This is a genomic window from Streptomyces sp. NPDC032940, from assembly GCF_040636935.1.
Taxonomy (GTDB): domain Bacteria; phylum Actinomycetota; class Actinomycetes; order Streptomycetales; family Streptomycetaceae; genus Streptomyces.
The window spans coordinates 109030-134795 of record NZ_JBEZVJ010000002.1 but is presented as its reverse complement, the minus strand read 5'-3'; the positions used below and the strand labels follow the sequence as shown (position 1 = coordinate 134795).

The following is a 25766-nucleotide window of genomic DNA, read 5'->3' as shown; positions in this document are numbered from 1 at the left end:
GCCGCGCTCACCCGCGGTCTTGAACGCTGTTGCGGTACGCCGCCGGGGTCACGCCGAGGACCCGGCGGAACCAGCGCGTCAGGTGCGCCTGGTCGGCGAAGCCCACGAGGGGCGCCACGTCCGCCGGGCGCTGCCCCGCGTCCAGGAGCCCGCGCGCCCTGGCCACCCGGTGCTGGGCGAGCCAGGCGTACGGCGGTATCCCCACAGCGGTACGAAAGGCGCGCAGCAGTTGGTACCGGGACAGGCCCAGGTCGGCGGCGAGGGCCGCCAGGGAGGGCGGGGCGAGGAGTTCGTCGGCGAGGCGGTCGCGTACGACGCGGGCGACGCGGTCGGCGCCCGGGACCGTGTCGCAGGCCGCGCGGGCCGTGGAGTGGCGGCGGGCCAGGGCCGTGAGCAGCCAGGGGATGCGGGACTCGGCCTCCAGGGGGTCGGGGCAGCGGGCCAGCTCCGTGTGGGCGGCGCGCAGGGCGCGGGCGAGCCCGGGGTCCTGGAGGACGGGTTCGCGGAAGTGCGGGAGGCCGCCGCACATGCCGTCGGCGAGCAGGTTCGGCGCGGCGTACAGGGCGCGGTACGAGTACCCCTCGGGGGCGGCGGGGCCGCCGGTGTGCATCTCTCCGGGCTCCAGGACGACGATGGACCCCGGCCCCGAGTGGATGTGTCCGCCCCGGTAGGCGATGACCTCCAGGCCGCCGACGGTGACGCCGACCGTGAACTCGTCGTGGGCGTGCGGGGCGTAGACGTGGCTGTCGAAGCAGGCGGTGAGCAGGTCGAGGGCCGGACCGCCCGTCCCCAGCCGGGCCCTGGTCCACCGCGCCTGCTCATGTGCGTCCACGTTCTTCCCACCCCCGCGACCTCGATCGTGGCACAGGATCGGCGCCCGCGGGGCGCGGCTCAGCGGACGTACGTCTCGAAGCCCGCGTCGGTGCAGTAGGTCGCCACGCGGCCCTCCGCGCCGGTGTCCGCGTTGTCGACGGCCAGGGCCGTGTCCTGGAGGACGTGGCTGCCGGAGCGGTCGAGGCCCTCGCGGTCGAGGCGTCGCGCGGCGGCGAGGGCCGCGTAGCCGGCGATGTCGGCGTTCTCGGACCGGGCCTTCGTCTGCTGCCAGGTCCCCAGCGCGGAGCAGTAGTGCTGCCGCGTCTCGTCTTCCTGCGCCGTGTCGTGGGACGAGCAGCCGCCCGCGAGCCCGGCGACGACGACGGCCGCCGCCACGGTCAGGACCATCCGCGCCCTGCCCCCACGCCCCATGAGAATCCCCTCCCGGTGATCGGCTTCGGCGAGTATGGGGCACCGGCCGTCTCGGACGCACCCCGTACCCTGGCCCAGAGCTCGACCGAAGGAGTACGTGTGCTTGTCCTGCTGCCGCCGTCGGAGGGTAAGGCGTCGTCCGGCCGGGGCGCCCCGCTGAAGCCCGAGACGTTGTCGCTGCCCGGGCTGACGCCCGCCCGGGAGACCGTCCTCGCCGAGCTGGTCGAGCTGTGCGCCGGGGACGAGGAGAAGGCGCGCGAGGTGCTCGGGCTGAGCGAGGGACTGCGCGGCGAGGTCGCCAAGAACGCGGAACTGCGCACGGCAGGGGCCCGCCCCGCCGGAGAGATCTACACGGGCGTGCTCTACGACGCCCTGGACCTGGCATCCCTCGACCCGGCCGCCAGGAAGCGCGCAGCCCGTTGGCTGCTGGTGTTCTCCGGGCTGTGGGGTGCCGTGCGGGTGAGCGACCGGATCCCCTCCTACCGCTGCTCGATGGGCGTGAAGCTGCCCGCCCTCGGGGCGCTGGGCGCGTTCTGGCGGGCGCCGATGGCCGAGGTGCTGCCGGAGGCCGCCGGGAACGGGCTGGTGCTGGACCTGCGGTCGGCGGCGTACGCGGCTCCGTGGAAGCCGAAGGGTGAGGTGGCCGGGCGGACCGCGTCCGTGCGGGTGCTGCACGCGCCGACGCGGAAGGTGGTCAGCCACTTCAACAAGGCGACGAAGGGGCGGATCGTGCGGAGCCTGCTGACGTCCGGCAGCGCCCCCGGGAGTCCGGCGGAGCTGGTCGAGGCGCTGCGCGACCTCGGGTACGTGGTGGAGGCCGAGGCGCCGGCGAAGGCGGGGAAGCCGTGGTCGCTGGACGTGCTGGTGGAGGAGATCCACTGACCCGGCCCGGCACCCGGGATGCGTTGCGCAGGGCGCAACGGCAATTGCAGATGATGCATTCCGGAGGGCACGATGAGGCCATGACCTCACCGCTGCCCCCCTCCCCGCTGCCCTCCTCCCCCACCCCGTCCGTACTGGACCTCGCTCCCGTCGTCCCCGTCGTGGTCGTCGACGACCTCGCGGACGCCGTGCCGCTCGCCCGCGCGCTCGTCGCAGGCGGGCTGCCGGCGATCGAGGTCACGCTGCGGACGCCGGTCGCCGTGGACGCGATCCGGGCGATCGCGTCGGAGGTGCCGGACGCGGTGGTGGGCGCGGGCACGGTGATCACGCCCGAGCAGGTCGGCGCGGTGGTGGCGGCCGGGGCGCGGTTCCTGGTCAGCCCGGGGTGGACGGACGCGCTGCTGACGGCGATGCGGGGGTCCGGGGTGCCTTTCCTGCCGGGGGTGTCGACCACGTCGGAGGTCGTGGCGCTGCTGGAGCGCGGGGTACGGGAGATGAAGTTCTTCCCGGCCGAGGCCGCGGGCGGCACCGCCTACCTCGAGGCGCTAGCCGCCCCGCTGCCGCAGGCCCGTTTCTGCCCGACCGGCGGCATCGGACCGGACTCCGCGCCGGAGTATCTCGCCCTGCCCAACGTCGGTTGTGTCGGGGGGAGTTGGATGCTCCCCAAGGACGCCGTGGCGAGCCGCGACTGGGCGCGGGTCGAGTCGCTGGCCCGCGCGGCGGCGGGGCTCAGCGCAGGTGGGACGTGTCGTTGAACAGGCGGACGCTGGCGCCGCCGTCGGCGTAGTACGCCACGGCCGACAGCGAGGCGGCCGACAGTTCCATGCGGAACAGCGACTCGGGCGGGGCGCCCAGGGCGAGCTGCACGAACGTCTTGATCGGCGTCACGTGCGAGACCAGCAGGACGGTGCGGCCCGCGTAGGCGGACACGAGCCGGTCGCGGGTGGCGGCGATACGGGCGCCGGTCGCCGCGAAGCTCTCGCCGCCGCCGGTCGGCCGGGCGTCGGGGGAGGCCAGCCAGGCGTCGAGGTCGTCCGGGTACCGCTCGCGCACCTCGCCGAAGGTGAGCCCCTCCCAGGCGCCGAAGTCGGTCTCGCGCAGGCCCTCGTCGACCGTGACCTCGAGGCCGAGGCGGGCGGCGACGACGGCGGCGGTCTCGCGGGTGCGGGCCAGCGGCGAGGCGACGACGGCCTGGATCGTGCCGCGCCGGGCGAGGCCCTCGGCGACCCTGGCGGCCTGCTCGCGGCCGACGTCCGACAGCGACGGGTCGCTGCCGCCGCTCCCGGAGAACCGCTTCTGCGGCGTCAGGGGCGTCTCCCCGTGCCGGAGCAGGACGAAGGTGGCGGGGGTTCCCATGTCGGCGGGACCCCAGCCGGGCGAGGCCACGGCCTTGGCGGCCCGCACGTCGCCGACGGCGGAAGAACGGGCACCGGGCTCCACCGAACCGGCGTCGGCCGGTTCACGCTCGGCGCGCCCGCCGGAGGCCCTGGCCGTGCCCGGCTCCGCCGTCGAGGCCGACGCGGTCCACTGCTCGCCGCGGGCCCCCGCGTCCATCGCCTCGTTGGCCAGGCGGTCGGCGTGCTTGTTGCTCGCCCGGGGGATCCACTCGTAGGTCACCCGCCCCGGCGGGAAGACGCGGGCCGCCTCGGCCGCGAGCGGCTTCATGTCGGGATGCTTGATCTTCCAGCGGCCCGACATCTGCTCGACGACGAGCTTGGAGTCCATCCGGACGTGGACGGACGCGGCCGGGTCCAGCTCGTGCGCGGCGCGCAGGCCGGCCAGCAGACCCCGGTACTCGGCGACGTTGTTGGTGGCGACACCGAGGTACTCGGCGGCCTCGGCCAGGGTCTCGCCCGTCACCGCGTCGCTCACCACCGCGCCGTAGCCCGCGGGCCCGGGGTTCCCGCGCGACCCGCCGTCGGCCTCGACGACGAACTCCCGCCCGGACCCGGACGCGGAGCCGGCGACGGAATCCGCGACCGGTCCCGAAGCCGGACCTGCGGCCGACCCCGACACGGGACCTGCGGCCGAATCCGCGGACGATTCCGCCGCCGGGCCGGTCGCCGCGACCGCGGACGAATCCCCCGCCGGATCCACGACCGAAGCCGCCACCCGACCGGCACCCGCACCCGCACCCGTCACCGCATCCGCAGCAGCAGCCGCCCCGGCACCCGACCCCGGATCCACCCCCGCGCTCGCCACGAACCGGCCCCTTACAGCCCGGAGTCGGCCGTGCGCACGAGGATGCGACGGCAGTTCTCGCAGCGTACGACCGTGTCGGGCGCCGCCGAGCGGATCTCGTTCAGCTCGGTGATGGCCAGCTCCTGGCGGCAGCCCTGGCAGCTGCGCTGGTACAGCTTGGCCGCGCCGACGCCGCCCTGCTGCTCGCGCAGCTTGTCGTAGAGCTTCAGCAGGTCACCGGGGATCGCGCCCGCGATGACCTCGCGCTCCTTGGTCACCGAGGCGGCTTCGCCGTCGAGCTGCTCGACGGCCGCGTCCCGGCGCGCGGTCGCGTCGTCGATCTTGCCCTGCACGGAGCCGACCCGCTCGGTCAGCTCGGCGACGCGCTCCTGCGCGGACTCGCGGCGCTCCATGACCTCGAGGACGACGTCCTCCAGGTCGCCCTGGCGCTTGGCGAGGGAGGTGATCTCGCGCTGGAGGTTCTCCAGGTCCTTCGGGGAGGTGACGGCTCCGGAGTCCAGGCGCTGCTGGTCACGGACGGCGCGCTGGCGCACCTGGTCCACGTCCTGCTCGGCCTTGGTCTGCTCGCGGGCGCAGTCGCTCTCCTCGGTCTGCGCGGCCACGAGCAGGTCGCGCAGCTGGGTGAGGTCCTTGGTCAGCGACTCGATCTCGGCGTGCTCGGGCAGCGACCGCTTCTTGTGCGCGAGCTGCTGGAGGCGGACGTCGAGGTCCTGGACGTCGAGGAGTCGGATCTGGTCGGCGGGCGCGGCGTTCAGTTGGGGGCTCCCATGGTGTCGGCTGTGGTGACGGACGCCGCGTGGGCGGTCCAGGGGTCGGTGACCGTCCTGGACACATGGACCCGCAGGTCCCATCCGTTGCGGTCGGAGATCTCGTCGAGCTGCGCTGCGGCCAGCTCGCACCAGGGCCACTCGGTGGCCCAGTGCGCGGCGTCGAGCAGGGCGAGAGGACTGTGGGCGCGGGCCTCCGACACCGGGTGGTGCCGCAGGTCCGCGGTGAGGAAGGCGTCGACGCCCGCCGCCCGTACGTGGTCGAAGAGGCTGTCGCCGGAGCCGCCGCTGACGGCGATCGTGCGGACCAGGGCCTCGGGGTCGCCGGCGACGCGGATGCCCTGCGCGGTGGCGGGCAGCCGCTCGGCGGCGCGGGCGGCGAGTTCGCGGACGGTGAGCGGGTGCTCCAGTTCGCACACCCGGCCGAGGCCCCGACGCCCGTCCGGGTCGGTCGGGTCCGGCACCAGGGGGCGTACGACGCGGAGGTCGAGCGCGCCGGCGAGGGCGTCGGAGACGCCGGGGTCGGCGGTGTCGGCGTTGGTGTGGGCGACGTGCAGCGCGACGTCGTTCTTGATGAGCGTGTGCACGACGCGGCCCTTGAAGGTGGAGGCCGCGACCGTCGTCGTCCCTCGCAGATACAGCGGGTGATGGGTGACGAGCAGGCCGGCACCCAGCTTCACCGCCTCGTCGACGATCTCCTGGACGGGGTCGACGGCGAACAGGACCCGGGCGACCTCCTGGCCGGGGTCGCCCACGACGGTGCCGACCGCGTCCCAGGACTCGGCCCGGTCGGCGGGCCACAGGTTCTCCAGCGCGGCGATGACTTCTGACAGACGGGGCACGAACGCAAGGCTACCTGGAGGTTCTGGGCCGTCGTACCCGCCGCGTGCCGTCCCGGGCGTACCGGCCCCGCCCAGCACACCGCCTGCCGTTTCCTCAGGCGAATCGTTCCTGTGCCACACGTATGTGTGATGGGAGCGGTTCCGGCTCCCCGCCTGTGCGTGCGAAAACTAGCTTCGTCGCCGGAGGTGACCGAACGATGACGGTCTGTGCTACCGAGCCTGCGACGGCCCCCGGGGACGGCGGCCCGGAGAACGACGGGACACCGCGCCCGGCCTGCGCCATCACCGCGGAGGGCGCCTACGCCGCGCGCCTCGCCCTGGCCGGCGACTCCTGGTACCCGGAGCGCTGGACCCTGGACGGTCCGGAGCCCTACGCGGTGCCGCTGCCCGGCGATCAGCCTGAGGAGCCCGGCACCGAGGTGCAGCCGATGGCCGACGGGCGGGTGCTGGTCCACCGGGTCGCGGCCGGGCGGCACCTCTTCGCGCTGCTGTACCCGACCGGTCCCGGCACCGGTGAGCAGCCGCTCGGCGACCTCGAATGCCCGGACGACGGCACCGAACTGCGACTGCTGCCGCCGGTGCCGGGCGGCGAGCGGGCGTACGCGCTGGCCGTGGGCCCGCGTTCGACGGCGCTGTGGCAGGTCGCGGGGGGTGCCTTCGGGCCCGAGCACGTCGCGGAGATCCCGGGCCGCTGCTCGGGCGGGGTCTGGCTGGACCGTGAGGGGCGGATGCTGGCCGTGGACCGGGAGACCGGCGGGCGCACCAAGGCGGTGGTGGTGGACTTGGGCTGCGGTGGCGAGGTGTCGCCGCTGCTGCAGATCGCCGCGGACAGCGACGACCGGATACTGCTGGCCGACCCGGACAGCGGGCTGGTGCTGATCCGCTCGGACGCGCCCTCACCGGGTCATGCGCGGCTGGGCTGGGGGGTGCTGGGCAGCACCCTGCCGGTCCGGTTCCCGGAGTGCCTGCGGCTGCCGCACTGCGCCGTGACGCCGTTCGCGATCCAGCCGGGTCAGGTGCTGACGCCGGAACGCTGCGGGGTGGCGCTCCGGGTGGACGGCGCGCTGGGGAGCTGGGTCGGCGTATGGCGCCCGGCCGAGCGGGCGGTGCGCCATCTCCCGGCACCGGACGGCTGGTTGACGGGGGCGGGGCTGTGGACGGCGGACGGCGAGCTGCAACTGCCGTACGCCACACGGGAGTCGCCCTGCGGGGTGGCACGGCTGGCTCTGCCCTTCACGGAGGCCGGCCAGACGGCCGGCACGGAGCCTCGGACTCCGGTCGAGGCACCGGAACCGGAGGCTCCGACCTCCGCTCCGTCCCGTCCGGTACCGCTCCAACAGGCCCCGTTGGGACGGCTTGTAACGAAGTAGTGCCGGTTGGCGTGGCCGCCTGGATTCGGGCTGTGGTGTGCCGGTTACACTCGCCCGGCTGTAGGAAAGATCATGTTGACGGGGTGAATTCCTTCCGATGAACGACGCCAGCACGACCCAGCCGATCCAGGCCGCCGGTGCCGACGTTCGCGAGACCGACACCGGCCACGGCCGGCACCGAGGACCGGTCTCCAGTCAGGACGGCGCGGCCACGCCGCGCGGCCGCCACCGCAAGCCGGTGGAGGAGACCGAATCGGCGGCCTGACGGCTGCCGGGACCAACGGGAGACACGGCCCCGTCCGTCGCACGCGACGGGCGGGGCCGTCGTCGTCCGCTCAGTCGTACCGCACGAGGGCGTCGGCGAGAACCGGCGCATCGTCCCGCTCGACGACACCGGCACGCACCCGTACGACACCGTCACCCCTCGCCCGCCACAGGCGCACCCGCAGGGTCTCGCCCGGGTACACGACCCCGGCGAAGCGCGTGCGGTACGCGCGCACCCGGGTCACGTCACCGTCGAGCAGCGTGTCGACGACGGTCTTGAGCACGCTGCCGTAGGTGCACAGGCCGTGCAGGACGGGCCGGTCGAACCCGGCACGCGCGGCGAACCCGGGATCGGCGTGCAGCGGATTGGAGTCCCCGCAGAGTCGGTACAGCAGGGCTTGGTCCTCACGAAGGGACCGCTCGACGACCACATCGGGCGCCCCCTCCGACGGCACCGTCGGAGACAAACGGCGGGGCCCCCGCTCCCCTCCCCACCCGCCCTCTCCGCGGACGAAGACCTCGGCCTCGTCGGTCCACAGCGGCCCGTCGGCGTCGGCGACCTCGGTGCGCAGCACGAGGACGGCGGCCGTGCCCTTGTCGTGGACGGCGACGACGCGCGACGTGGCGGTGGCACCACCTCGCACCGGAACGGACCGGTGGACCCTCAAATCCTGCCCGCCGTGCAGGACCTGCGCGAGGTCGACGTCGACGCCGGGCGTCGACAGCGCCCGGATGACGCCCGGGGGTCCGCCGCCCGCGACGGTGGCGAAGCTGGGCAGGACCCGCAGCCGGGACTCCAGCGTGTAGCGCAGCTCGCGGGGATCGGTGGCGGGGACGCCGGCGCCGATACCGAGGTGGTAGAGCCGGACGTCCTTGTGGTCCCAGGTGATCTCGCGGACGCGGGGTGCGGCGGCGAGCGCCCGGGCTGCGTCGATGGGCATGGGCCGACCGTACGGGACGCGGCGCCGCCCAGGACATTTGTCCTGCCGGACTCCGGACAACCGCATCTGCCGCGCACGCCCGCGAAGTCCGTAGTTTCGACGCCATGGGACGCACACGACGCACACGGGACACCGGCACCGGAACGGAATCGGACACGGAGGAGCGCGACCCGGAGCCCACGGGGCGGCGCCGGGGCCGGTTCTCGTGCGCCCCGGACGCGGCACTCTCCACGGCGGCCGTCACCGACGAGCGGGGCGAACGGGTCGGCCCGCCCCCCAGCGGCTTCACGCTGCTGCCCTGGCTGCTGATGGGTCTGGGCGCCCTGTCGAACATCTTCCAGGACCGCTCGACCGACCCGATCATCGGCGGCATGGGCCTGCTGACCTTCAACTCGCTCTACATCTACGTCACCTTCCGCTCCTTCGACGAGGAGCGCCGCAAGTCGTCCTCCACCCTGGTGGCACTCGCCCTCATGGGCGTACTGACCTGCGGTCTGGCGCTGGCGTACGGCGGTGGCTGGCTGCTCTTCTTCCCGCTGCTCGGCCTCGCGGCGGGCGCGGCGCTGCGCGGGCGCCGGCTGGCCCGGTGGGGGTGGTCCCTGGCAGTGCTGGCGGGCGTCGTCGCCGGATTCAAGGACGGCTGGAACGGCATCAACATCGCGTACGGCACGTTCCTCTCCACGATGGTGACGGCGGCGATCCTGAGCCTGTCCGACGCGGTACGGCAACTGCGGGCGGCCCGCGAGGAACTGGCGACGCGGGCGGTGGCGGAGGAGCGGATGCGTTTCTCCCGCGACCTGCACGACCTGCTCGGGCACACGCTGTCGGTGATCGTGGTCAAGTCGGAGGCGGCGCGGCGGCTGGCACCGCGGGACCTGGACGGGGCGCTGACCCAGATCGGCGACATCGAGTCGGTCGGCCGGCAGGCGCTGACCGAGGTCCGGGAGGCGGTGACGGGCTACCGCGAGGGCAGCCTCGGTACGGAGCTGGACCGGGCGCGGTCGGCACTGACCGCGGCCGACGTGGAGCCGGTGGTTCGCCGCACGGGCCCGCCCCTGCCGCCGGAGACGGAGGCGCTGCTGGGGTGGGTGGTGCGGGAGGCGGTGACGAACGTCGTCCGGCACAGCGGGGCGAGGCGGTGCGAGATCGCGGTGACGGGCGAGGAGGGCCGGGTGCGGCTGAGGGTGACGGACGACGGGGCGGGGCCGGGGGGCGCGTCGTCGGGGCCGGGGACCGGACTGACGGGGCTGACGGAGCGGCTCTCGGTGGCGGGGGGTTCGCTGTCTGCGGGGGTGGAGGCGGGGGGTGGCTTCTCGGTGGTGGCGGAGTTGCCGGTACGGGGGTGAGGGGGCGGGCGTTGTGGTGAGGCGGGGATAGGTGTGCGTGACCCGGCGTTGGCGGGGTGCCTCCCCCACGCTCGGCTTCTCCCCCACGCTCGGCTTCGCTCGCGCGGGGGGGACCCCCATCGCCCCTGGGGGTACCTCGCAGGCCGTTCAGACACTGGGGGAGGCACGACTGCCCGCAGCTGGGACGGCACGGCGGCCGACCACCCACAGCTGGGACAGCACCACGGGCGACCACCCACAGCTGGGACAGCACAGCGGAGGCGACTGCCGCCGCTGAGGCGGCGGGGGACGGCGGACAGCCGCGTACGGCGAGAAGGGGCCGTGTCGGGGGGTGTCCGCCCGCAGCGGTTGGCGCGTCAACGCCCCGCCTGCTGCCAGGTAACCGATTTCGCGCCGTTCCGAGGACGGACACCCCCCGGCGCGGCCCCGACCCACCACCGAACGGAACGCGCTACACGCACCCCCACCGAACCCGCACAGGCCGCCGCAGGCATCCCGCCCAACCGCCGGAGGCCACCGCAGGCATCCCGCCCAACCGCCGGAGGCCACCGCAGGCATACCCCCTACGCTGACCCCGTGACCGACACCACACCCCCGCCACCCCACCACCCCATCCGCGTCCTCCTCGCCGAGGATCAGGGCATGATGCGGGGCGCGCTCGCGCTGTTGCTGGGGATGGAGGAGGACATCGAGGTCGTCGCCCAGGTCGCCACCGGCGACGTCATCGTCGACGCCGTGCTCGAGCACCGCCCGGACGTCGCCCTCCTGGACATCGAGCTGCCGGGCCGCAGCGGCCTGGACGCCGCCGCCGAACTGCACGAGCGCGCCCCCGGCTGCCGCGTGCTGATCCTGACGACCTTCGGCCGCCCCGGTTACCTCCGCCGGGCCCTGGAGGCCGGAGCCGCCGGTTTCCTGGTGAAGGACGGCCCGGTGGAGGAGCTGGCCGGCGCCGTCCGCCGGGTGCTGGCCGGCGAGACGGTCGTCGACCCCGCGCTAGCCACCGCCGCACTCAGCGCCGGCCCCAACCCGCTCACCCCCCGCGAGTGCGACGTCCTCCGCGCGTCCGCCGACGGCGCGACCGTCGCCGACATCGCCGCCGCCCTGCACCTCTCGGAGTCCACGGTGCGCAACTACCTCTCCGCCGCCATCGGCAAGACCGCCACCCGCAACCGCACCGAGGCCCTGCGCGAGGCCCGCAGCCAGGGCTGGCTCTAGCCCGCCCCACACACCCACCCCCATGCCCACCCCACGCCCACCCCCCGCACTCACCCCGCACCAAGAGAAGGTCAAGAATTCGTTAGGGACTCAAAGCAACGGAATAGTTGCCCCGGCGCACGAGGTTCAGCCTGCACACATCACGCAACGCATTCGCCGAACCCCGGCCTGGAGGCCTCACCCCATGTCCCACACGACGACCGACGAACCCGCCCGGAGCACCCGGAGCGCGAGCGGGGCCACCGTCCCGGTGCTCGCCTTCGCGGGCATCGTCGTCGCGGTGATGCAGACCCTGCTCGTCCCGGTCATCAAGGACCTGCCCCGACTCCTGGACACCACACCCAGCAACGCCACCTGGGTCCTGACCTCCACGCTCCTGTCCGGAGCCGTCGCCACGCCGATCATGGGCCGCCTCGGCGACCTGTACGGCAAGCGTCGCATGCTGATCGCCAGCCTGGCCGTGATGGTCGTCGGCGCCCTGGTCAGCGCCTTCACCGACGCCCTGCTCCCCATGATCGTCGGCCGTACCCTCCAGGGCTTCGCGATGGGCGCGATACCCCTCGGCATCGGCCTGATGCGCGACATGCTCCCCCGCGAGCGGCTCGGCTCGGCGATGGCGCTGATGAGCTCCTCGATCGGCGTCGGCGGCGGCCTCGCGCTGCCCGCGGCGGCCCTCGTCGCGCAGCACGCCGACTGGCACGTCCTGTTCTACGGCGCCGCCGGCCTCGGCGTCCTCGCCATCGCCCTCACCCTGGCCGTCGTACCGGAGTCCCCGCTGCGCGCCAAGGGCTCCTTCGACCTGCCCGGAGCGCTCGGTCTGACCGCCGGTCTGGTCCTCTTCCTCCTGCCGATCACCAAGGGCAGCGACTGGGGCTGGTCCTCCCCCACCACGCTCGGCCTGTTCGCCGCGGCCGCCGTGGTCCTGCTCCTGTGGGGCCTGATGGAGCTCCGCGTCGCGGCCCCGCTGGTCGACCTGCGCACCACGTCCCGCCGCGAGGTGCTCCTCACCAACCTCGCCTCGATCATGGTCGGCGTCTCCTTCTACGTCATCTCGCTCGTCCTCCCGCAGCTTCTCCAGCTCCCCTCCGAGACGGGCTACGGCCTGGGGCAGTCGATGGTCGTCGCGGGCCTGTGCGTGGCCCCGCTGGGCCTGACGATGATGTTCACCGCGCCGGTGTACGCCCGCCTCTCCGCCCGCTACGGCCCGCGCGCCACCCTCATCATCGGCCTGCTGATCATCGGCGCCGGCTACGCGGGCGGCCTCGGCCTCATGAGCGCCGCCTGGCAGACCGTCGTCACCTCGGTGCTGATCGGCGCGGGCATCGGCCTCGCCTACTCCTCCCTGCCCGCACTGATCATCGGCGCGGTCCCGGCGTCGGAGACGGGCGCGGCCAACGGCCTCAACACCCTGATGCGCTCCATCGGTACGTCGGTGTCGAGCGCGGTGATCGGCATGGTGCTGGCCAACACCTCGACGACCGTCGGGGGCGTGGCGATCCCGACGATGCACGGCTTCCGGGTCTCCTTCCTGATCGCGACGGTGGCGGTCGCGGGCGGTATCACCCTGGCGTTCTTCCTGCCGCGCAGGCGCCCGGCGGCCACGACGCAGCTGCGGGCGAGCAGCGAGGAGGACGCGAACCTGGCCCGCGCGGAGGAGGCGCTGCGCGGCTTCCGCGGCAGGGTGCTGGGCGCCGACGGGGCGCCGGTCGCCCGTGCCAAGGTCACGCTGATCGACCGCCACGGCCGTCAGGCGGGGGCGACCCTCTCCGCGGGGGACGGCAGCTACACGCTCGCGGTCCCGGCCGAGGGCCCGTACGTGCTGGCGGCCCGCGCCACGGGACACGGCCCGCTGGCCCACGCGGCGACCCACGCGGGCGAGGAGCACCCGGTCGACGTGGACCTGTCCCTGCCGGGCGACACGGTCTCGGCGTGAGCCGCGCCGCCTCCCGCACCGCACCCCCTGTCGCACCACGCGCCGGGGGGTGCGGCAGCATGGGGCGCCAGCACACGCACCGCACCGCCCGCCCCACCGGAAGGACCCCCATGCCCGCGGCACCGACGCCGAAGATCCTGGCCGCCTTCGAGGCCGCGAAGGGGTTCATGCCCACCCACGAGGGACTGGCGCTCTACGAGGCGGCGGCCGAGGCGGGCGCGCTCGGGCTGCCTCTCCTGGAGGTCGGCACGTACTGCGGACGCTCCACGCTGCTGCTCGCCGACGCGGCCCGCGGGGCGGGGGTCACGGCGCTCACGGTCGACCACCACCGCGGCAGCGAGGAGCAGCAGCCCGGCTGGGACTACCACGACCCGGAGACGGTCGACCCGGAACTGGGCGTCATGGACACGCTCCCCCTCTTCCGCCGGACCCTGCACCACGCCGGGCTGGAGGACCACGTCATCGCCCTGGTCGGCCGCTCACCGCAGGTCGCCGCGGTCTGGAACACCCCCCTCGCCCTCGTCTTCATCGACGGCGGCCACACCGACGAGCACGCCAACGCCGACTACGAGGGCTGGGCCCCGCACGTCGCCGAGGGCGGCCTGCTGGTCATCCACGACGTCTTCCCGGAGCCGGCCGACGAGTTCACCGGCCAGGCCCCGTACCGCGTCTACCTCCGGGCACTCGCGTCGGGCGGGTTCACGGAGGTCTCGGCGACCGACTCGCTCCGCGTCCTGCGCCGGACGGGCAAGGGCGTCTGAGAGCGCCCGCGGCGCCGTCGGCGCCGCCGTATGCGATCGTTCGGTTCATGAGCAGTGACTACGACCGCGTCCGCACCGGTATCGAGTTCATGACGGCCTACGTCTCCGGCGACGACCTGCTGTCCGAGTACGTCGCCGAGCGGCGCCGTGAGGACCCGATGGCGACGGAGGCGCTGATGGACGGCGCGGCGGCGCTCTGCGCGCAGTTGCTGCGCACCATGGCCAGGGTGACGGGCAAGACCGAGCACGAGCTGCTTCAGGAGCTGGCCCGCGGCACCTACCGGCACGAGCAGCAGTCCGACGACGACTGACCGGGCGCGCCCTGCGGAGCGCGCCCGGGGCCTCTATGGTGGCTGACGTGTCGTACACAGGCCCGGACTTCGATCCACCCCAGCCCCGCCGTTCCCCCCTGCGTCGCCCGCTGACCGTGGCGATCGCCGCGCTCGTCCCCGGTGCGCTGCTCGGGTGGGGGGTGTACGCCGCGGTCGGCGGCCCGGACGGAGGCGACGGCACGGGCGGCGCGACCGCCGCGGCGACGTCATCGGTGTCGTCCTCCCCCCGCGCCCCTTCCACGCACGCCAAGACCCCCACCGGCACGTCCCCTTCGGCCGCCGACCCGGACGGCAAGGCGTCGGTGTCCCCCTCGCGGACCCCCGGGGCGTCCGCGTCCGCCGCCCCCGGCTCGGGCCCCCTCAAGGGGAAGGTCGTCGTCATCGACCCGGGCCACAACACCGGCAACTTCCAGCACACGTCCGAGATCAACCGCCAGGTGGACATCGGAACGAACCGGAAGGAGTGCGACACGACGGGCACGGCCACCAACGCGGGCTGGCCCGAGGCGAAGTTCACACTCGACGTGGCGCACCGGCTGCGCACGCTGCTGGAGGCGCAGGGCGCCACGGTGAAGCTGACGCACGACGGCGACCGTCCCTACGGGCCGTGTGTGGACGAGCGGGCCCGGATCGGCAACGAGGCGCGGGCGGACGCCGCGATCTCCATCCACGCCGACGGTGCCGGGACCGGCAACCGCGGCTTCCACGTCATCCTGCCGGGCGCGGTGCACGACGGCGCCGCCGACACCCGTGCCATCGTCGGCCCTTCGGCCGAGCTCGGCGAGCGCATCGCGGGCAACTTCGTCCGGGTCACGGGCAGCGCGCCCGCCAACTACCTCGGCGGCGGTACCGGTCTGGTCACGCGCACGGACCTGGGCGGTCTCAATCTGTCAACGGTTCCGAAGGTGTTCATCGAATGCGGGAACATGCGTGACAGCAAGGACGCGGCGCTCCTGACCAGCGGCGCCTGGCGGCAGAAGGCGGCGCAGGGGATGTCTGAGGGAATCGTGAGTTTCCTGCGGGGGAAGTGATCGTCGTGCAGATCCCGGCGGACAGGCCCGGCGTGCGGACGATAGTGTCGTCCGTACGATGAGGGGTCACCCCCGCGCTTCCCATCAGGGCCCGACGGCGACATGGTGACAGCGACGCCTCTACCGACGACGAGACGACCTACGAAGGACCTGAAGTGAATATCCGCTCCCTCACTCGAGGCGACGGCGTGGTGATCGGAGCAGCGGTGTTGCTGTTCATCGCGTCGTTCCTCGATCTCTACTCGTACGACGGCGCACCCGACAGTGTCGACTTCCCCAACCTGTGGGAAAGCGGACCGGTGCTGATGGGGGTCGTCCTCGCGGGCATCATCGGCGCGGCTCTCGTCGTCGTCGCCCGGGGGCTGCCGCAGCCCAGGAAGGTCGCGGGGCTCGACCTGGGGCAGTTCGGTGCCGCCTTCGCGATTTTCGCCGCGTGGAGCGCACTCGGCAACATCTTCGATCCGGCCGGCGGCCTGGACAACCTCGGCAGCAGCTCCGACGGTCCGGACGCGGGCATGGGCCTGATCCTCGCCCTCATCGCGACGCTGCTCATGGCCGCCGCCGCCCTCGCCACCCCCCTCCTGCCCGCCCTCAAGGCCGCGCTCGTCCCGGCCCCGAGTCCGGCCGCGCCGCAGCCCTACGGCGCCCAGCCGCCCGGTGGTTACGGCTACCCGGGCGCGGGTGCGCCGCAGCAGCCGTACGGTGCGCAGCCGGGTCAGCCCGGTCAGCCGGCGTTCGGCGGTCAGCCGCAGCCGGGTCAGCCGCAGCCGCAGGCCCCGCAGCAGGGGCAGGCGCAGCCGGCCGGGGACTTCTCTCCGTTCTGGTTCGCCGTGCCGGTGCCGCGTCCGCTGTTCGCGGAGGACGGTTCGCCGACGCCGATCGCCGAACTGGCGCCGGGCACCTGGTACCTGGCGGTCGAGCAGCGCGGTGCGAACCTGGTCGCCCAGACGCAGGACGGCCGTCGCGGCGTCCTCCAGGACACCTCGGGCATCCAGCGCGGCTGATCCCGGAGGCACTGAACGACCCAACGGCCCTCCGTCCGGAAGCAGTTCCGGGCGGAGGGCCGTTCGCACAGGTTTCCGTCGGCCCGGCGGGGCCATACGGAATGCATGTCTAGATACCACGGTTCCAGCTCCGCGGGCCGGGCCATCGCGGTCGTCGCCGACGTCATGGCCTTCATCCTCGGCCTGTGGATCCTGATGTACCTGCTGGACGCCAACCGGGCCAACGACCTGGTGCGGTTCGTCCACGACGCGGCCGACTGGCTGGCCGGGTGGTCGCGTGACCTCTTCACGTTCGACGAGGCCTGGGCCCGCGTCGTCTGCGGCTACGGACTGGCCGCGGTGGTCTATCTCTTCGTCGGCCACGCCCTGGCCAACCGCCTCGGCCGCCACTGACGGGGCCGACTGCCGGGCCGGTTGCGCCGGTCCGGCGCAGCCGGCCCGGCCGCCAGGTCAGACGCAGCAGTCCGGGTCGAGCCCCCTGGGCAGCCGGTCGCCCGAGAAGATCTGGCAGGTCGCCTCGTGGCCGCCGAGCGCGGCGACGGCGAGCAGCAGGGAGCCGGCCGTCCAGGTGGTCAGTTCGCGCGGCCAGACGACCTGGTCGTCGAAGACGTACCCCGTCCAGTACAGCCCGCTGTCCGGATCCCGCAGGTGCTGGATGGACTGGAGGATCTCCAGGGCGCGGTCCGACTCGCCCACCGCCCACAGCGCGAGGGCGAGTTCGGCGGACTCGCCGCCGGTCACCCACGGGTTGGGGACGACGCAGCGCACGCCGAGGTCCGGGACGACGAAGCGGTCCCAGCTCTCCTCGATGCGGGAGCGGGCCTCGGTGCCGGTGAGCGCGCCGCCCAGCACGGGGTAGTACCAGTCCATGGAGTAGCGGTCCTTGTCGAGGAACCGCTCGGGGTGGCGCCGGATGGCGTGCCGGAGCGCGCCGACCGCCAACTCCCAGTCGGGCTGCGGCTCTTCGCGCTGTTCGGCGATGGCGAGGGCGCAGCGCAGCGCGTGGTGGATCGAGGAGCTGCCGGTGAGGAGCGCGTCGTGCGTGGGGGTGCCGTCGTCGTCGCGCCGCCAGCCGATCTGCCCGCCGGGCTGCTGGAGCCGCAGGACGAACTCGGTCGCGGCGACGACGACCGGCCACATCCGGTCGAGGAACGTGTCGTCGCCGGTGGCGAGGTAGTGGTGCCAGACGCCCACGGAGACGTAGGCGACGAAGTTGGTCTCCCGGCCGCGGTCGGTGATGTCGGCGAAGTCGCCGTCGGCGTAGGCGGCGTACCAGGAGCCGTCCTGGTTCTGGTGCCGGGCCAGCCAGGTGTAGGCCCGCTCGGCGGCGTCGTGTTCGCCGGCCGCGTCGAGGGCCATGGCCGCCTCGACGTGGTCCCAGGGGTCGAGGTGGTGGCCGCGGAACCAGGGGATGGCACCGTCCTCGCGCTGCACGGCGAGGATGCCGCGGACGGTGGCGGCGGCCTGCTCGGCGGTGAGGACGCCGGGCAGGACGAGGTGCTCGGTGCGGGGGGTGGTCACGTGGCGTCCACCGGCGGGAGGTGCGGCTTGGTCGCGTAGGCCACGAAGCTCTTGCCGATGACCGGGTTGAGGGCCTGCTCGGCGATGCGGGTCGCCAGCGGCTTCTTCATGATGTCCCAGACCAGCAGCTTGTGGTACGCCCGCACGGGCAGCGCCTTGTCGTTGTCGACGCCGAAGGCGCACTTGAGCCACCAGTACGGCGAGTGCAGGGCGTGCGCGTGGTGGGTGCCGTAGGGCTTGAGGCCGGCCTCGCGGATGCGGGCGAGGAGCTCGTCGGCCTTGTAGATGCGGATGTGGCCGCCCTCGACCTCGTGGTAGGCGTCGGACAGCGCCCAGCAGACCTTCTCGGGGCCGTAGCGCGGCACGGTGACGGCGATGCGCCCGCCGGGCTTGAGGACGCGGACCATCTCGGCGAGGACGCCCTTGTCGTCGGGGATGTGCTCCATCACCTCGGAGATGATGACGACGTCGAAGGACTCGTCCGGGAAGGGCAGGGCCAGCGCGTCGCCCTCCATGGCGGTGGCGGTGGCACCGGCGGGGGCCTCACCGGCCTCCTTCATGGCGGCGAACCACTTGGCGACCTCGCGGATCTCCTCGGCGTTCTGGTCCAGCGCCACGACCTGGGCGCCGCGCCGGTAGCACTCGAACGCGTGCCGGCCGGCGCCGCAGCCGAGGTCCAGGACGCGGTCGCCGGGGGCGAGCGGGAACCGGGAGAAGTCGACGGTCAGCACGTGGCCCTGCTTTCGGGGTAGACGCCGGTGTCACTGGTGAGGGCCGGGGGGCCCGTCACGATCCTCGAGTCGGTGGTCGGGGAGGAGGGTCCGACGGCCTCGCGGTAGCGGGCGACGGTGCCCTCGGCGGCGCGGGCCCAGGTGAAGTTCCGCAGCACGCGGTCGCGTCCGGCGGTGCCGAGCCGGGCCCGCAGTTCCGGGTCGCCGAGCAGCCGCCTGAGTCCTGCGGCCAGCGCGCCGGCGTCGCCGGGCGGCACGGCCAGGCAGGTCTCCCCGTCGGGTCCGGCGACCTCGGGAACGGCCCCGCCGGTGGTGGCGAGCAGCGCGGTGCCGGTGGCCATGGCCTCGGCGGCGGGCAGTGAGAACCCCTCGTACAGGGAGGGCACGCAGGCGACCTCGGCGGAGCGCACCAGGTCGACGAGTTCGGCGTCGGAGATGCCCTTGACGAACTGGACGGCGCCGTCGAGGCCGTACCGCTCGATGGCCTGGGCGACGGGCCCCTCGGCGGGCCGCTTGCCGACGACGACGAGGTGGGCGTCGGGCTGCTCGGTGCGGACCTTCGCCAGCGCCTCCACCAGAAACACCAGGCCCTTGAGCGGCACGTCGGCGCTGGAGGTGGTCACGATCCGGCCCGGGACCTGCGGCACCGAGGGGTCGGGCGAGAAGAGGTCGGTGTCGGCGCCGATGTGGACGACGTGGATGCGGTCGTCGCGTACGCCGAGGTGGTCGACGATCTCCTGGCGGGAGGTGCCGGAGACGGTGAGCACGGAGGGCAGGCGGCGTGCGACGCGCTTCTGCATGCGGGTGAAGGCGTACCAGCGGCGCACGGACAGGCGCCGCTTGCGGCCCTCGGCGGCGTCCAGCTCCAGCTGCCGGTCCACGGTGATGGGGTGGTGGATCGTGGTGACGAGCGGGGCGCCGACGTCGCCCAACAGCCCGTAGCCGAGGGTCTGGTTGTCGTGGACGACGTCGAAGTCGCCGCGGCGGGCGCGCAGATGGCGGCGGGCGCGCAGCGAGAACGTCAGCGGCTCGGGGAAGCCGCCGGTCCACATGGTGGCGACCTCCAGGGCGTCGACCCAGTCGCGGTACTCGCCGCGCTTCGGCGTGCGGAAGGGGTCCGGCTGACGGTAGAGGTCGAGGCTCGGCAGCTCGGTGAGGGACAGCCGGTCCTCGTGGCCCTCGTCGAGCACGGGGTAGGGCTGGGCGCCGATGACCTCGACCCGGTGGCCCAAACGGGCCAGTTCGCGCGACAGGTGGCGGACGTAGACGCCCTGGCCGCCGCAGAACGGGTTTCCCTTGTAGGTGAGGAGTGCGATGCGGAGCGGTCGCAAGCCGTCAGCGGCGGACTCCTGACGGGGACCCGCCTGACTGGCCTCAGCGGTCACTCTGGGCCCCTCTCTCCCTGCTTCGTCCCGCGACACTATGCCGGGACGCTAATCTAGAACAAGTTTCAGACTTGATCGTCAGAGGCTCCGAATCTACCGGCAGGTAGGGGTGCTGTGACGAGTGGATCAGGTGATTCACGCCACGACGGCGGCCACGACGGGACAGGCAGGGGGAAGAAGGTGACCAAGGTGGACAACCCGGCAACGGCAACGGCTCCCGCCCCCTCCCCGCCGCTGACGGAACGGCAGGAGGCCCGCCGCCGCCGCATCCTCCAGACGAGCGCCCGGCTGGCCGGCCGGGGCGGTTTCGACGCGGTGCAGATGCGCGAGGTCGCCGAGTCCTCGCAGGTCGCCCTGGGCACGCTGTACCGCTACTTCCCCTCCAAGGTCCACCTGCTGGTGGCGACCATGCAGGACCAGCTGGAGCACCTGCACGCGACGCTGCGCCGGCAGCCGCCGGCCGGTGAGACACCGGCGGAGCGGGTGGCGCAGACCCTGATGCGGGCCTTCCGCGCCCTCCAGCGCGAGCCGCAGCTGGCCGAGGCGATGGCCCGCGCCCTCACCTTCGCCGACCGCAGCGTCTCCCCGGAGGTCGACCAGGTCTCCCGCCAGACCACGGCGATCATCCTGGACGCGATGGGCGGCCTGGACCACCCGACCCCGGAACAGCTCTCCGCGGTCCGCGTCATCGAGCACACCTGGCACTCCACGCTGATCACCTGGCTCTCGGGCCGCGCGTCCATCGCCCAGGTGAAGGTCGACATCGACACGGCCTGCCGCCTCCTCGACCTGACCGCGGCCGGGCCTTCCGCGGAGCGGCGTTAGGCGACCCGTCCGCCTCTTCTTACGGCCGGGTAAAGTGGCGGCGTCGTCATCACACCCGTACGGGGGGAAGCCGGTGCAATTCCGGCGCTGACCCGCAACCGTGAGCCGTCCGTCCCGGGCGGTGAGCCGGATCGCCCCGGACGGAACTGTGACCGGCTCACGTGCCCGGCGCCCGCCGTGCACGGGCACCGTCGAGGCATACGGGGCCGAGCCGCCGGGGGTGCCCCGTGCTGTCCGGTCCCGCACAGGGAAAGGCACCCGCCGATCATGAACGTCCGCCGTCGCAGCGCCGCGGCTCTGGCCGCCATAGCCGTGCTCGGCGCCGCCGCCGCGCCCGCGGTCGCCGCCGACCCGTCACCGTCCGCCTCCGCGTCCAAGTCCACGCCCGCCGGGCTGTACGGCACCGCCGACCCGCAGTACGACGGCGTGTGGCGCCAGTCGCTCGCGATGCTCGCCCAGGACACCGTGGGCGTGATCCCGTCCGCGACGGCCGTGCGGTGGCTCACCGGGCAGCAGTGCGACAACGGCGCCTTCGCGGCCTACCGGGCCGACACCGCCAAGCCCTGCGACGCCAAGACCATGGTCGACACCAACAGCACGGCCGCCGCCGTCCAGGCGCTGTGGGCCGTCGGCGGGCACGGCGACGCCGTCGAGGACGCCCTCGCCTGGCTGAAGACCGTCCAGAACAAGGACGGCGGCTGGGGCTACACCCCCGGCGGCCCCAGCGACGCCAACTCCACCTCCGTGGTCATCGGCGCCCTGACCGCCACCGGCACCAAGCCCGAGTCGGTCACGAAGGACGGCAGGACGCCCTACGACGCCCTGCTGACGTTCGCCCTGCCCTGCTCGGCGGACAAGGGCGCGGGCGCCTTCGCCTACCAGCCCGACAAGGACGGCAAGCTCCTCGCCAACGACGACGCGACCGCCGCCGGTGTCCTCGGCGCGCTCGGCAAGGGCCTGGTCGCCGAGCCCGGCAAGGCGGCGGGCGGCGGCGACGCGGCCTGCGCCGGTGGCGACAAGCCCACGCGGGAGCAGGCCGCCGCGAACGGCGCCGCGCACCTGACGCAGGCCGTCGCCAAGGACGGCCACCTCATGTCCGCCCTCGCCGGCGCCGACCCCCAGCCCGACTACGGCAACACCGCCGACGCCGTCGTCGCGCTCGCCGCGCAGGGCGGGGCCGACAGCGCCGCGAAGCCGCTGGCCTGGCTGGAGAAGAACGCCACGGCCTGGGCCGCACAGAACGGGCCCGCCGCCTACGCCCAGCTCATCCTCGCCGCCCACGCCACGGGCACCGACCCCCGCGCCTTCGGCGGCGCCGACCTGGTGACCCAGCTCAACGCCACCGGTCCGACCCCGCAGGGCGTCAAGGACACCGCCACCGCCTCGGACGAGAAGGACGGGAAGAAGGACGAGGCGAAGGACGACAAGGACGACTCCCCGTTCGGCGTCTGGTGGTTCGTCGGCGTCTGTCTGGTCTTCGGCATCGGCATCGGCTTCGTCCTCAGCGGACGCAACCGGAAGCAGCAGCCGTGATACGCCGCCTCGCTCTCCTGCTGCTGGCCGCGCTCGTGCTCGTCGCGGGCGCGGGCCAGGCGCAGGCCGCCGGCTACCGCTACTGGTCCTTCTGGGACCGCGACGGCGACCAGTGGACGTACGCCACCCAGGGCCCCTCGACGGCGCGCCCCTCCGACGGCGACGTCCAGGGCTTCCGTTTCTCGGTGAGCGAGGACTCCGGCGACGCGGCCAAGCCGCGCGGCACGGCGGACTTCGCGACGATCTGCGCGAAGACGCCGGCGCAGGACGGCAAGAAGCGGGTGGCGCTCGTCCTGGACTTCGGCACGGCGTCCGACGCCCCCTCCGGCGAGACGCCCCCGGCGGGACGCACGGCCTGCGCCCGCGTCGCCTCGGACGCGACGACGGCCGACGCCCTGGCCGCGGTCGCCGGCCCCCTGCGCTACGACACCAACGCCCTGCTGTGCGCCATCGCGGGCTACCCGAAAACGGGCTGCGGGGAGCAGGTGACGCAGAACGAGAACCCGACGAAGAGCGCGTCCCCGGCGGAGAAGCCCGCCCAGAACGAAGGAGACGGCGGCCCGTCGACCGGCCTGGTCACCGGCATGGCCGTCGTCGCAGCCCTGGCGGCAGCAGCCGTGTGGCAGTCGAGGCGGCGCAGGAATGCCGACTCCTGACCCCACCCACCCGCCCCAGCCGGCGCAGGCCGCACAGGCCGCGGGCAGTCGTGCCGCTGGGGCGATGGGGGTCCCCCCGCTCGAGCGAAGCCGAGAGTGGGGGAGGGTGGGCTCAGACGGCACCCCGTCAGCGCGGGCAAGCGCCCCCACCCCCGGCCGCCACCGGCGCACCGCCACTCAGCGACCGACGTCCACGGCACGCCCCCAACTGCACCCCGGCGCCTGGTGGCTCTGGGCGCTAGCCCTAGGTACCGCCGCCACCCGCACCACCAACCCCCTCCTCCTCGCCCTCCTCGTCGCCGTCTCCGCCTACGTCGTCATCGCCCGCCGCCCCCACGCCCCCTGGTCCCGCTCCTACGGCGCCTTCGTCAAGCTCGCCCTCGCCGTCCTGCTCATCCGCCTCGCCTTCACCACGATCCTCGGCTCCCCCATCCCCGGCACCCACACCCTCGTGACCCTCCCCGAAATCCCCCTCCCCGACTGGGCGCAGGGCATCCGCCTCGGCGGCAGGGTCACCGCCGAGGGCCTCACCTTCGCCCTGTACGACGCGATGAAGCTCGCCGCCCTCCTCGTCTGCGTCGGCGCGGCGAACGCCCTCGCCAACCCCTCCCGCCTCCTCAAGTCCCTCCCCGGCGCCCTGTACGAGATGGGCGTGGCCGTCGTCGTCGCCCTCACCTTCGCCCCGAACCTCATCGCCGACGTCACCCGCCTCCGCGCCGCCCGCCGCCTGAGAGGCCGCCCCGACAAGGGCCTGCGGGGCCTGCTCCACGTCGGGCTCCCCGTCCTGGAGGGCGCCCTGGAGCGCTCCGTCGCCCTCGCCGCCGCGATGGACGCCCGCGGCTACGGCCGTACCGCCGACGTCCCCGCCGCCGTGCGCCGTACGACCGCCGCCCTCACCCTCGGCGGCCTGCTCGGCGTCTGCGCGGGGACGTACGGCGTGCTGACAGCGGCCGGCGGCACGTACGGCGTCCCCGTGCTCGTCGCCGGACTCGCCGCCGCACTCGGGGGACTGTGGCTCGGCGGACGCCGGTCCCCCCGCACCCGTTACCGCCCCGACCGCTGGGACGCCCGCGCCTGGCTGGTCACCGCGTCCGGTGTCGCCGTCGCGGCCCTGATGTTCGCCGCCGCGTCCCACGACCCGGCGGCCCTGCACCCCGGTGTGGTCCCCCTCGTCGCGCCGTCGCTCCCCCTGTGGCCGGCGGCGGCCGTACTCCTCGGTCTCCTCCCCGCCCTCATCACCCCCGCCCCCGACCCCGCCCCCGTCAAGGAGCCGTCGTGATCCGCTTCGAGGACGTCTCCGTGACCTACGACGGGGTCGCCGAACCCACCGTCACCGGCGTGGACTTCGAGGTCCCCGAGGGTGAACTCGTCCTGCTGGCCGGCCCCTCAGGCGTCGGCAAGTCCACCGTGCTCGGCGCGGTCAGCGGCCTCGTGCCGCACTTCACCGGCGGCACCCTGCGCGGTCGGGTCACCGTGGCCGGCCGCGACACCCGTACCCACAAGCCGCGCGAACTCGCCGACGTGGTGGGCACGGTGGGCCAGGACCCGCTGTCCCACTTCGTGACGGACACCGTCGAGGACGAACTCGCCTACGGCATGGAGTCCCTGGGCCTCGCCCCGGACGTGATGCGCCGCCGTGTCGAGGAGACCCTCGATCTCCTCGGCCTGTCCGACCTGCGCGCCCGCCCCATCGCCACGCTCTCCGGCGGCCAGCAGCAGCGCGTCGCGATCGGCTCGGTCCTCACCCCGCACCCGGACGTCCTGGTCCTGGACGAGCCGACGTCCGCCCTGGACCCGGCCGCCGCGGAGGAGGTCCTCGCCGTCCTCCAGCGCCTGGTCCACGACCTCGGTACGACGGTCCTGATGGCCGAGCACCGCCTGGAGCGCGTCATCCAGTACGCCGACCAGGTCGTCCTGCTCCCGTACCCGGGCGCCGCCCCGGTCATCGGCCCCCCGGCGGAGGTGATGGCCGTGTCGCCGGTGTACCCGCCGGTGGTGGACCTGGGCCGGCTGGCGGGCTGGTCCCCGCTGCCGCTGACGATCCGGGACGCCCGTCGCCGCGCGGCCCCGCTGCGGGAGCGGCTGGCCGGCCGGCGCCCCCCGGAGCGCGCCCCCTCGGGCGCATCGCTCCCCGCGCCCCGCCCCGCCCCGGCCTCCCGCTGGCGCCGCCGCAAGGCCCCGGACGCCACCCCCTCGCCGTACGCCGCCGAGGTCCGCTCCCTCGCCGTCCGGCGTGACCGCGTCCAGGCGCTGCGCGACGTCGGCCTCACCGTCGCCCCCGGCGAGACGGTCGCCCTGATGGGCCGCAACGGCGCCGGGAAGTCCACCCTCCTCTCCGCGCTCGTCGGCCTCGTCGAACCGTCCGCCGGTTCCGTGCGCGCCGGCGACGCCGTGCCGCACCGCACGGCCCCGCGTGAGCTGGTGCGCCGGGTCGGCCTGGTCCCGCAGGAGCCGCGTGACCTGCTGTACGCCGACACGGTGGCCGCCGAGTGCGCCGCCGCCGACCGGGACGCGGACGCGGCGCCCGGCACCTGCCGCGCCCTGCTCACCGAGCTGCTGCCCGGCGTCACGGACGACACCCACCCCCGCGACCTCTCCGAGGGCCAGCGTCTGACGCTCGCCCTGTCCGTGGTCCTGGCCGCCCGCCCTCCCCTTCTCCTCCTGGACGAGCCGACGCGCGGCCTGGACTACGCGGCGAAGGCCCGCCTGGCCGGCATCCTGCGTTCCCTCGCGGCCGACGGGCACGCGATCGTGCTGGCCACGCACGATGTGGAGCTGGCCGCCGAACTGGCCGACCGGGTCGTGCTGCTCGCCGAGGGCGAGGTGATCGCCGACGGACCGGCGGCGGACGTGGTGGTGGCGTCCCCGGCGTTCGCCCCACAGGTCGCGAAGGTGCTGGCACCGCAGAAGTGGCTGACGGTCGCGCAGGTACGGGAGGCGCTGTCGTGAACGGCGCACACCCGGACACCGAATCCGGCGC

The 25766-nt window shown here is 74.1% G+C and carries 25 protein-coding genes, 1 pseudogene and 1 riboswitch; of the genes and pseudogenes, 17 read left to right on the top strand and 9 right to left on the bottom strand.

Annotated elements, in window-relative coordinates; genetic code table 11:
- Nucleotides 1-7: 7 nt before the first annotated feature.
- Both AB0E77_RS03235 and AB0E77_RS03230 read right to left on the bottom strand, forming a co-directional pair.
- Nucleotides 8-832 carry an AraC family transcriptional regulator gene (locus AB0E77_RS03235; RefSeq protein ID WP_361564751.1) on the bottom strand — a complete coding sequence of 275 codons (825 nt, stop codon included), beginning with the start codon at nt 830-832 and terminating at the stop codon, nt 8-10.
- Nucleotides 833-891: 59 nt separating this feature from the next.
- On the bottom strand, nt 892-1245 hold the full coding sequence (locus AB0E77_RS03230) for a hypothetical protein (RefSeq protein ID WP_361564748.1): 354 nt from the start codon (nt 1243-1245) through the stop codon (nt 892-894).
- Between the two features lie 99 nt (nt 1246-1344).
- Here AB0E77_RS03230 and yaaA point away from each other — a divergent pair, with 99 nt between their 5' ends.
- A complete protein-coding gene (gene yaaA / locus AB0E77_RS03225; protein WP_361564745.1) occupies nt 1345-2127 on the top strand; it encodes a peroxide stress protein YaaA in 783 nt (260 codons plus the stop codon).
- Between the two features lie 80 nt (nt 2128-2207).
- A complete protein-coding gene (gene eda / locus AB0E77_RS03220) occupies nt 2208-2882 on the top strand; it encodes a bifunctional 4-hydroxy-2-oxoglutarate aldolase/2-dehydro-3-deoxy-phosphogluconate aldolase (protein ID WP_361564743.1) in 675 nt (224 codons plus the stop codon).
- Here eda and AB0E77_RS03215 read toward each other — a convergent pair.
- The 3 genes and pseudogenes from AB0E77_RS03215 to AB0E77_RS03205 all read right to left on the bottom strand — a co-directional run.
- Nucleotides 2857-4068, bottom strand: a pseudogene (locus AB0E77_RS03215) (bifunctional RNase H/acid phosphatase); the annotation flags it as partial. The gene eda and the pseudogene AB0E77_RS03215 overlap by 26 nt on opposite strands.
- A 272-nt stretch (nt 4069-4340) precedes the next feature.
- A complete protein-coding gene (locus AB0E77_RS03210; RefSeq protein WP_361565583.1) occupies nt 4341-5084 on the bottom strand; it encodes a C4-type zinc ribbon domain-containing protein in 744 nt (247 codons plus the stop codon).
- Nucleotides 5081-5938 (bottom strand): Nif3-like dinuclear metal center hexameric protein, encoded by an 858-nt coding sequence (locus AB0E77_RS03205; RefSeq protein ID WP_361564740.1) that lies wholly within the window; start codon nt 5936-5938, stop codon nt 5081-5083. Before AB0E77_RS03205 ends, AB0E77_RS03210 begins: the two co-directional genes overlap by 4 nt.
- Nucleotides 5939-6135: 197 nt before the next feature.
- On the opposite strand from AB0E77_RS03205, the gene AB0E77_RS03200 reads away from it, so the two are divergent.
- Together AB0E77_RS03200 and AB0E77_RS03195 are read left to right on the top strand one after the other, a co-directional pair.
- Entirely contained in the window at nt 6136-7308 is a 1173-nt protein-coding gene (locus AB0E77_RS03200) for a hypothetical protein (protein WP_361564737.1), read from the top strand.
- Nucleotides 7309-7405: 97 nt separating this feature from the next.
- Complete coding sequence (locus AB0E77_RS03195) at nt 7406-7573, top strand: hypothetical protein (RefSeq protein WP_351139292.1); 168 nt, start codon at nt 7406-7408, stop codon at nt 7571-7573.
- A gap of 70 nt (nt 7574-7643) precedes the next feature.
- Here AB0E77_RS03195 and AB0E77_RS03190 read toward each other — a convergent pair whose 3' ends face one another.
- Nucleotides 7644-8513, bottom strand: coding sequence for a MaoC/PaaZ C-terminal domain-containing protein (locus AB0E77_RS03190; RefSeq protein WP_361564734.1), 870 nt, complete (start codon nt 8511-8513; stop codon nt 7644-7646).
- A 104-nt stretch (nt 8514-8617) separates the two neighbouring features.
- On the opposite strand from AB0E77_RS03190, the gene AB0E77_RS03185 reads away from it, so the two are divergent.
- The 8 genes from AB0E77_RS03185 to AB0E77_RS03150 all read left to right on the top strand — a co-directional run bounded on the left by AB0E77_RS03185 (nt 8618) and on the right by AB0E77_RS03150 (nt 16528).
- The gene (locus tag AB0E77_RS03185; RefSeq protein WP_361564731.1) at nt 8618-9859 is read left to right on the top strand and encodes a sensor histidine kinase; all 1242 of its coding nucleotides are present in this window, start codon (nt 8618-8620) and stop codon (nt 9857-9859) included.
- A gap of 576 nt (nt 9860-10435) precedes the next feature.
- Entirely contained in the window at nt 10436-11074 is a 639-nt protein-coding gene (locus AB0E77_RS03180) for a response regulator transcription factor (protein WP_361564728.1), read from the top strand.
- Between the two features lie 184 nt (nt 11075-11258).
- Complete coding sequence (locus AB0E77_RS03175; protein WP_361564725.1) at nt 11259-13007, top strand: MFS transporter; 1749 nt, start codon at nt 11259-11261, stop codon at nt 13005-13007.
- Nucleotides 13008-13117: 110 nt separating this feature from the next.
- Nucleotides 13118-13768, top strand: coding sequence for a class I SAM-dependent methyltransferase (locus AB0E77_RS03170; RefSeq protein ID WP_361564722.1), 651 nt, complete (start codon nt 13118-13120; stop codon nt 13766-13768).
- A 47-nt stretch (nt 13769-13815) separates the two neighbouring features.
- Entirely contained in the window at nt 13816-14079 is a 264-nt protein-coding gene (locus tag AB0E77_RS03165; RefSeq protein ID WP_361564719.1) for a hypothetical protein, read from the top strand.
- A 47-nt stretch (nt 14080-14126) separates the two neighbouring features.
- Nucleotides 14127-15131, top strand: a complete 1005-nt coding sequence (locus AB0E77_RS03160) for an N-acetylmuramoyl-L-alanine amidase (protein ID WP_361564716.1) — start codon at nt 14127-14129, stop codon at nt 15129-15131.
- A gap of 155 nt (nt 15132-15286) precedes the next feature.
- Complete coding sequence (locus AB0E77_RS03155; RefSeq protein WP_361564714.1) at nt 15287-16135, top strand: hypothetical protein; 849 nt, start codon at nt 15287-15289, stop codon at nt 16133-16135.
- Nucleotides 16136-16240: 105 nt separating this feature from the next.
- Nucleotides 16241-16528 carry a hypothetical protein gene (locus AB0E77_RS03150; RefSeq protein WP_361564711.1) on the top strand — a complete coding sequence of 96 codons (288 nt, stop codon included), beginning with the start codon at nt 16241-16243 and terminating at the stop codon, nt 16526-16528.
- A 57-nt stretch (nt 16529-16585) separates the two neighbouring features.
- On the opposite strand, the gene AB0E77_RS03145 is transcribed toward AB0E77_RS03150, so the two are convergent.
- The 3 genes from AB0E77_RS03145 to AB0E77_RS03135 are packed head-to-tail and all read right to left on the bottom strand — an operon-like array spanning nt 16586 to nt 19772.
- Nucleotides 16586-17656 carry a prenyltransferase gene (locus AB0E77_RS03145; protein WP_361564708.1) on the bottom strand — a complete coding sequence of 357 codons (1071 nt, stop codon included), beginning with the start codon at nt 17654-17656 and terminating at the stop codon, nt 16586-16588.
- Nucleotides 17653-18387, bottom strand: coding sequence for a class I SAM-dependent methyltransferase (locus AB0E77_RS03140; RefSeq protein ID WP_361564706.1), 735 nt, complete (start codon nt 18385-18387; stop codon nt 17653-17655). Before AB0E77_RS03140 ends, AB0E77_RS03145 begins: the two co-directional genes overlap by 4 nt.
- The gene (locus AB0E77_RS03135; RefSeq protein WP_361564704.1) at nt 18381-19772 is read right to left on the bottom strand and encodes a glycosyltransferase family 4 protein; all 1392 of its coding nucleotides are present in this window, start codon (nt 19770-19772) and stop codon (nt 18381-18383) included. Before AB0E77_RS03135 ends, AB0E77_RS03140 begins: the two co-directional genes overlap by 7 nt.
- A 180-nt stretch (nt 19773-19952) precedes the next feature.
- On the opposite strand from AB0E77_RS03135, the gene AB0E77_RS03130 reads away from it, so the two are divergent.
- The 5 genes from AB0E77_RS03130 (at nt 19953) to AB0E77_RS03110 (ending at nt 25735) form a co-directional block, all read left to right on the top strand.
- Entirely contained in the window at nt 19953-20597 is a 645-nt protein-coding gene (locus AB0E77_RS03130) for a TetR family transcriptional regulator (RefSeq protein ID WP_361564702.1), read from the top strand.
- A 63-nt stretch (nt 20598-20660) separates the two neighbouring features.
- Nucleotides 20661-20734: riboswitch (cobalamin riboswitch) on the top strand.
- Between the two features lie 130 nt (nt 20735-20864).
- Nucleotides 20865-22130: a prenyltransferase/squalene oxidase repeat-containing protein gene (locus tag AB0E77_RS03125; protein WP_361564699.1), complete on the top strand. Its 1266-nt coding sequence runs from the start codon at nt 20865-20867 to the stop codon at nt 22128-22130.
- On the top strand, nt 22127-22786 hold the full coding sequence (locus AB0E77_RS03120) for an SCO2322 family protein (RefSeq protein ID WP_361564696.1): 660 nt from the start codon (nt 22127-22129) through the stop codon (nt 22784-22786). Before AB0E77_RS03125 ends, AB0E77_RS03120 begins: the two co-directional genes overlap by 4 nt.
- A 106-nt stretch (nt 22787-22892) precedes the next feature.
- Nucleotides 22893-24065: an energy-coupling factor transporter transmembrane component T gene (locus tag AB0E77_RS03115; protein ID WP_361564694.1), complete on the top strand. Its 1173-nt coding sequence runs from the start codon at nt 22893-22895 to the stop codon at nt 24063-24065.
- On the top strand, nt 24062-25735 hold the full coding sequence (locus tag AB0E77_RS03110) for an ATP-binding cassette domain-containing protein (protein WP_361564691.1): 1674 nt from the start codon (nt 24062-24064) through the stop codon (nt 25733-25735). Before AB0E77_RS03115 ends, AB0E77_RS03110 begins: the two co-directional genes overlap by 4 nt.
- Nucleotides 25736-25766: the final 31 nt, after the last annotated feature.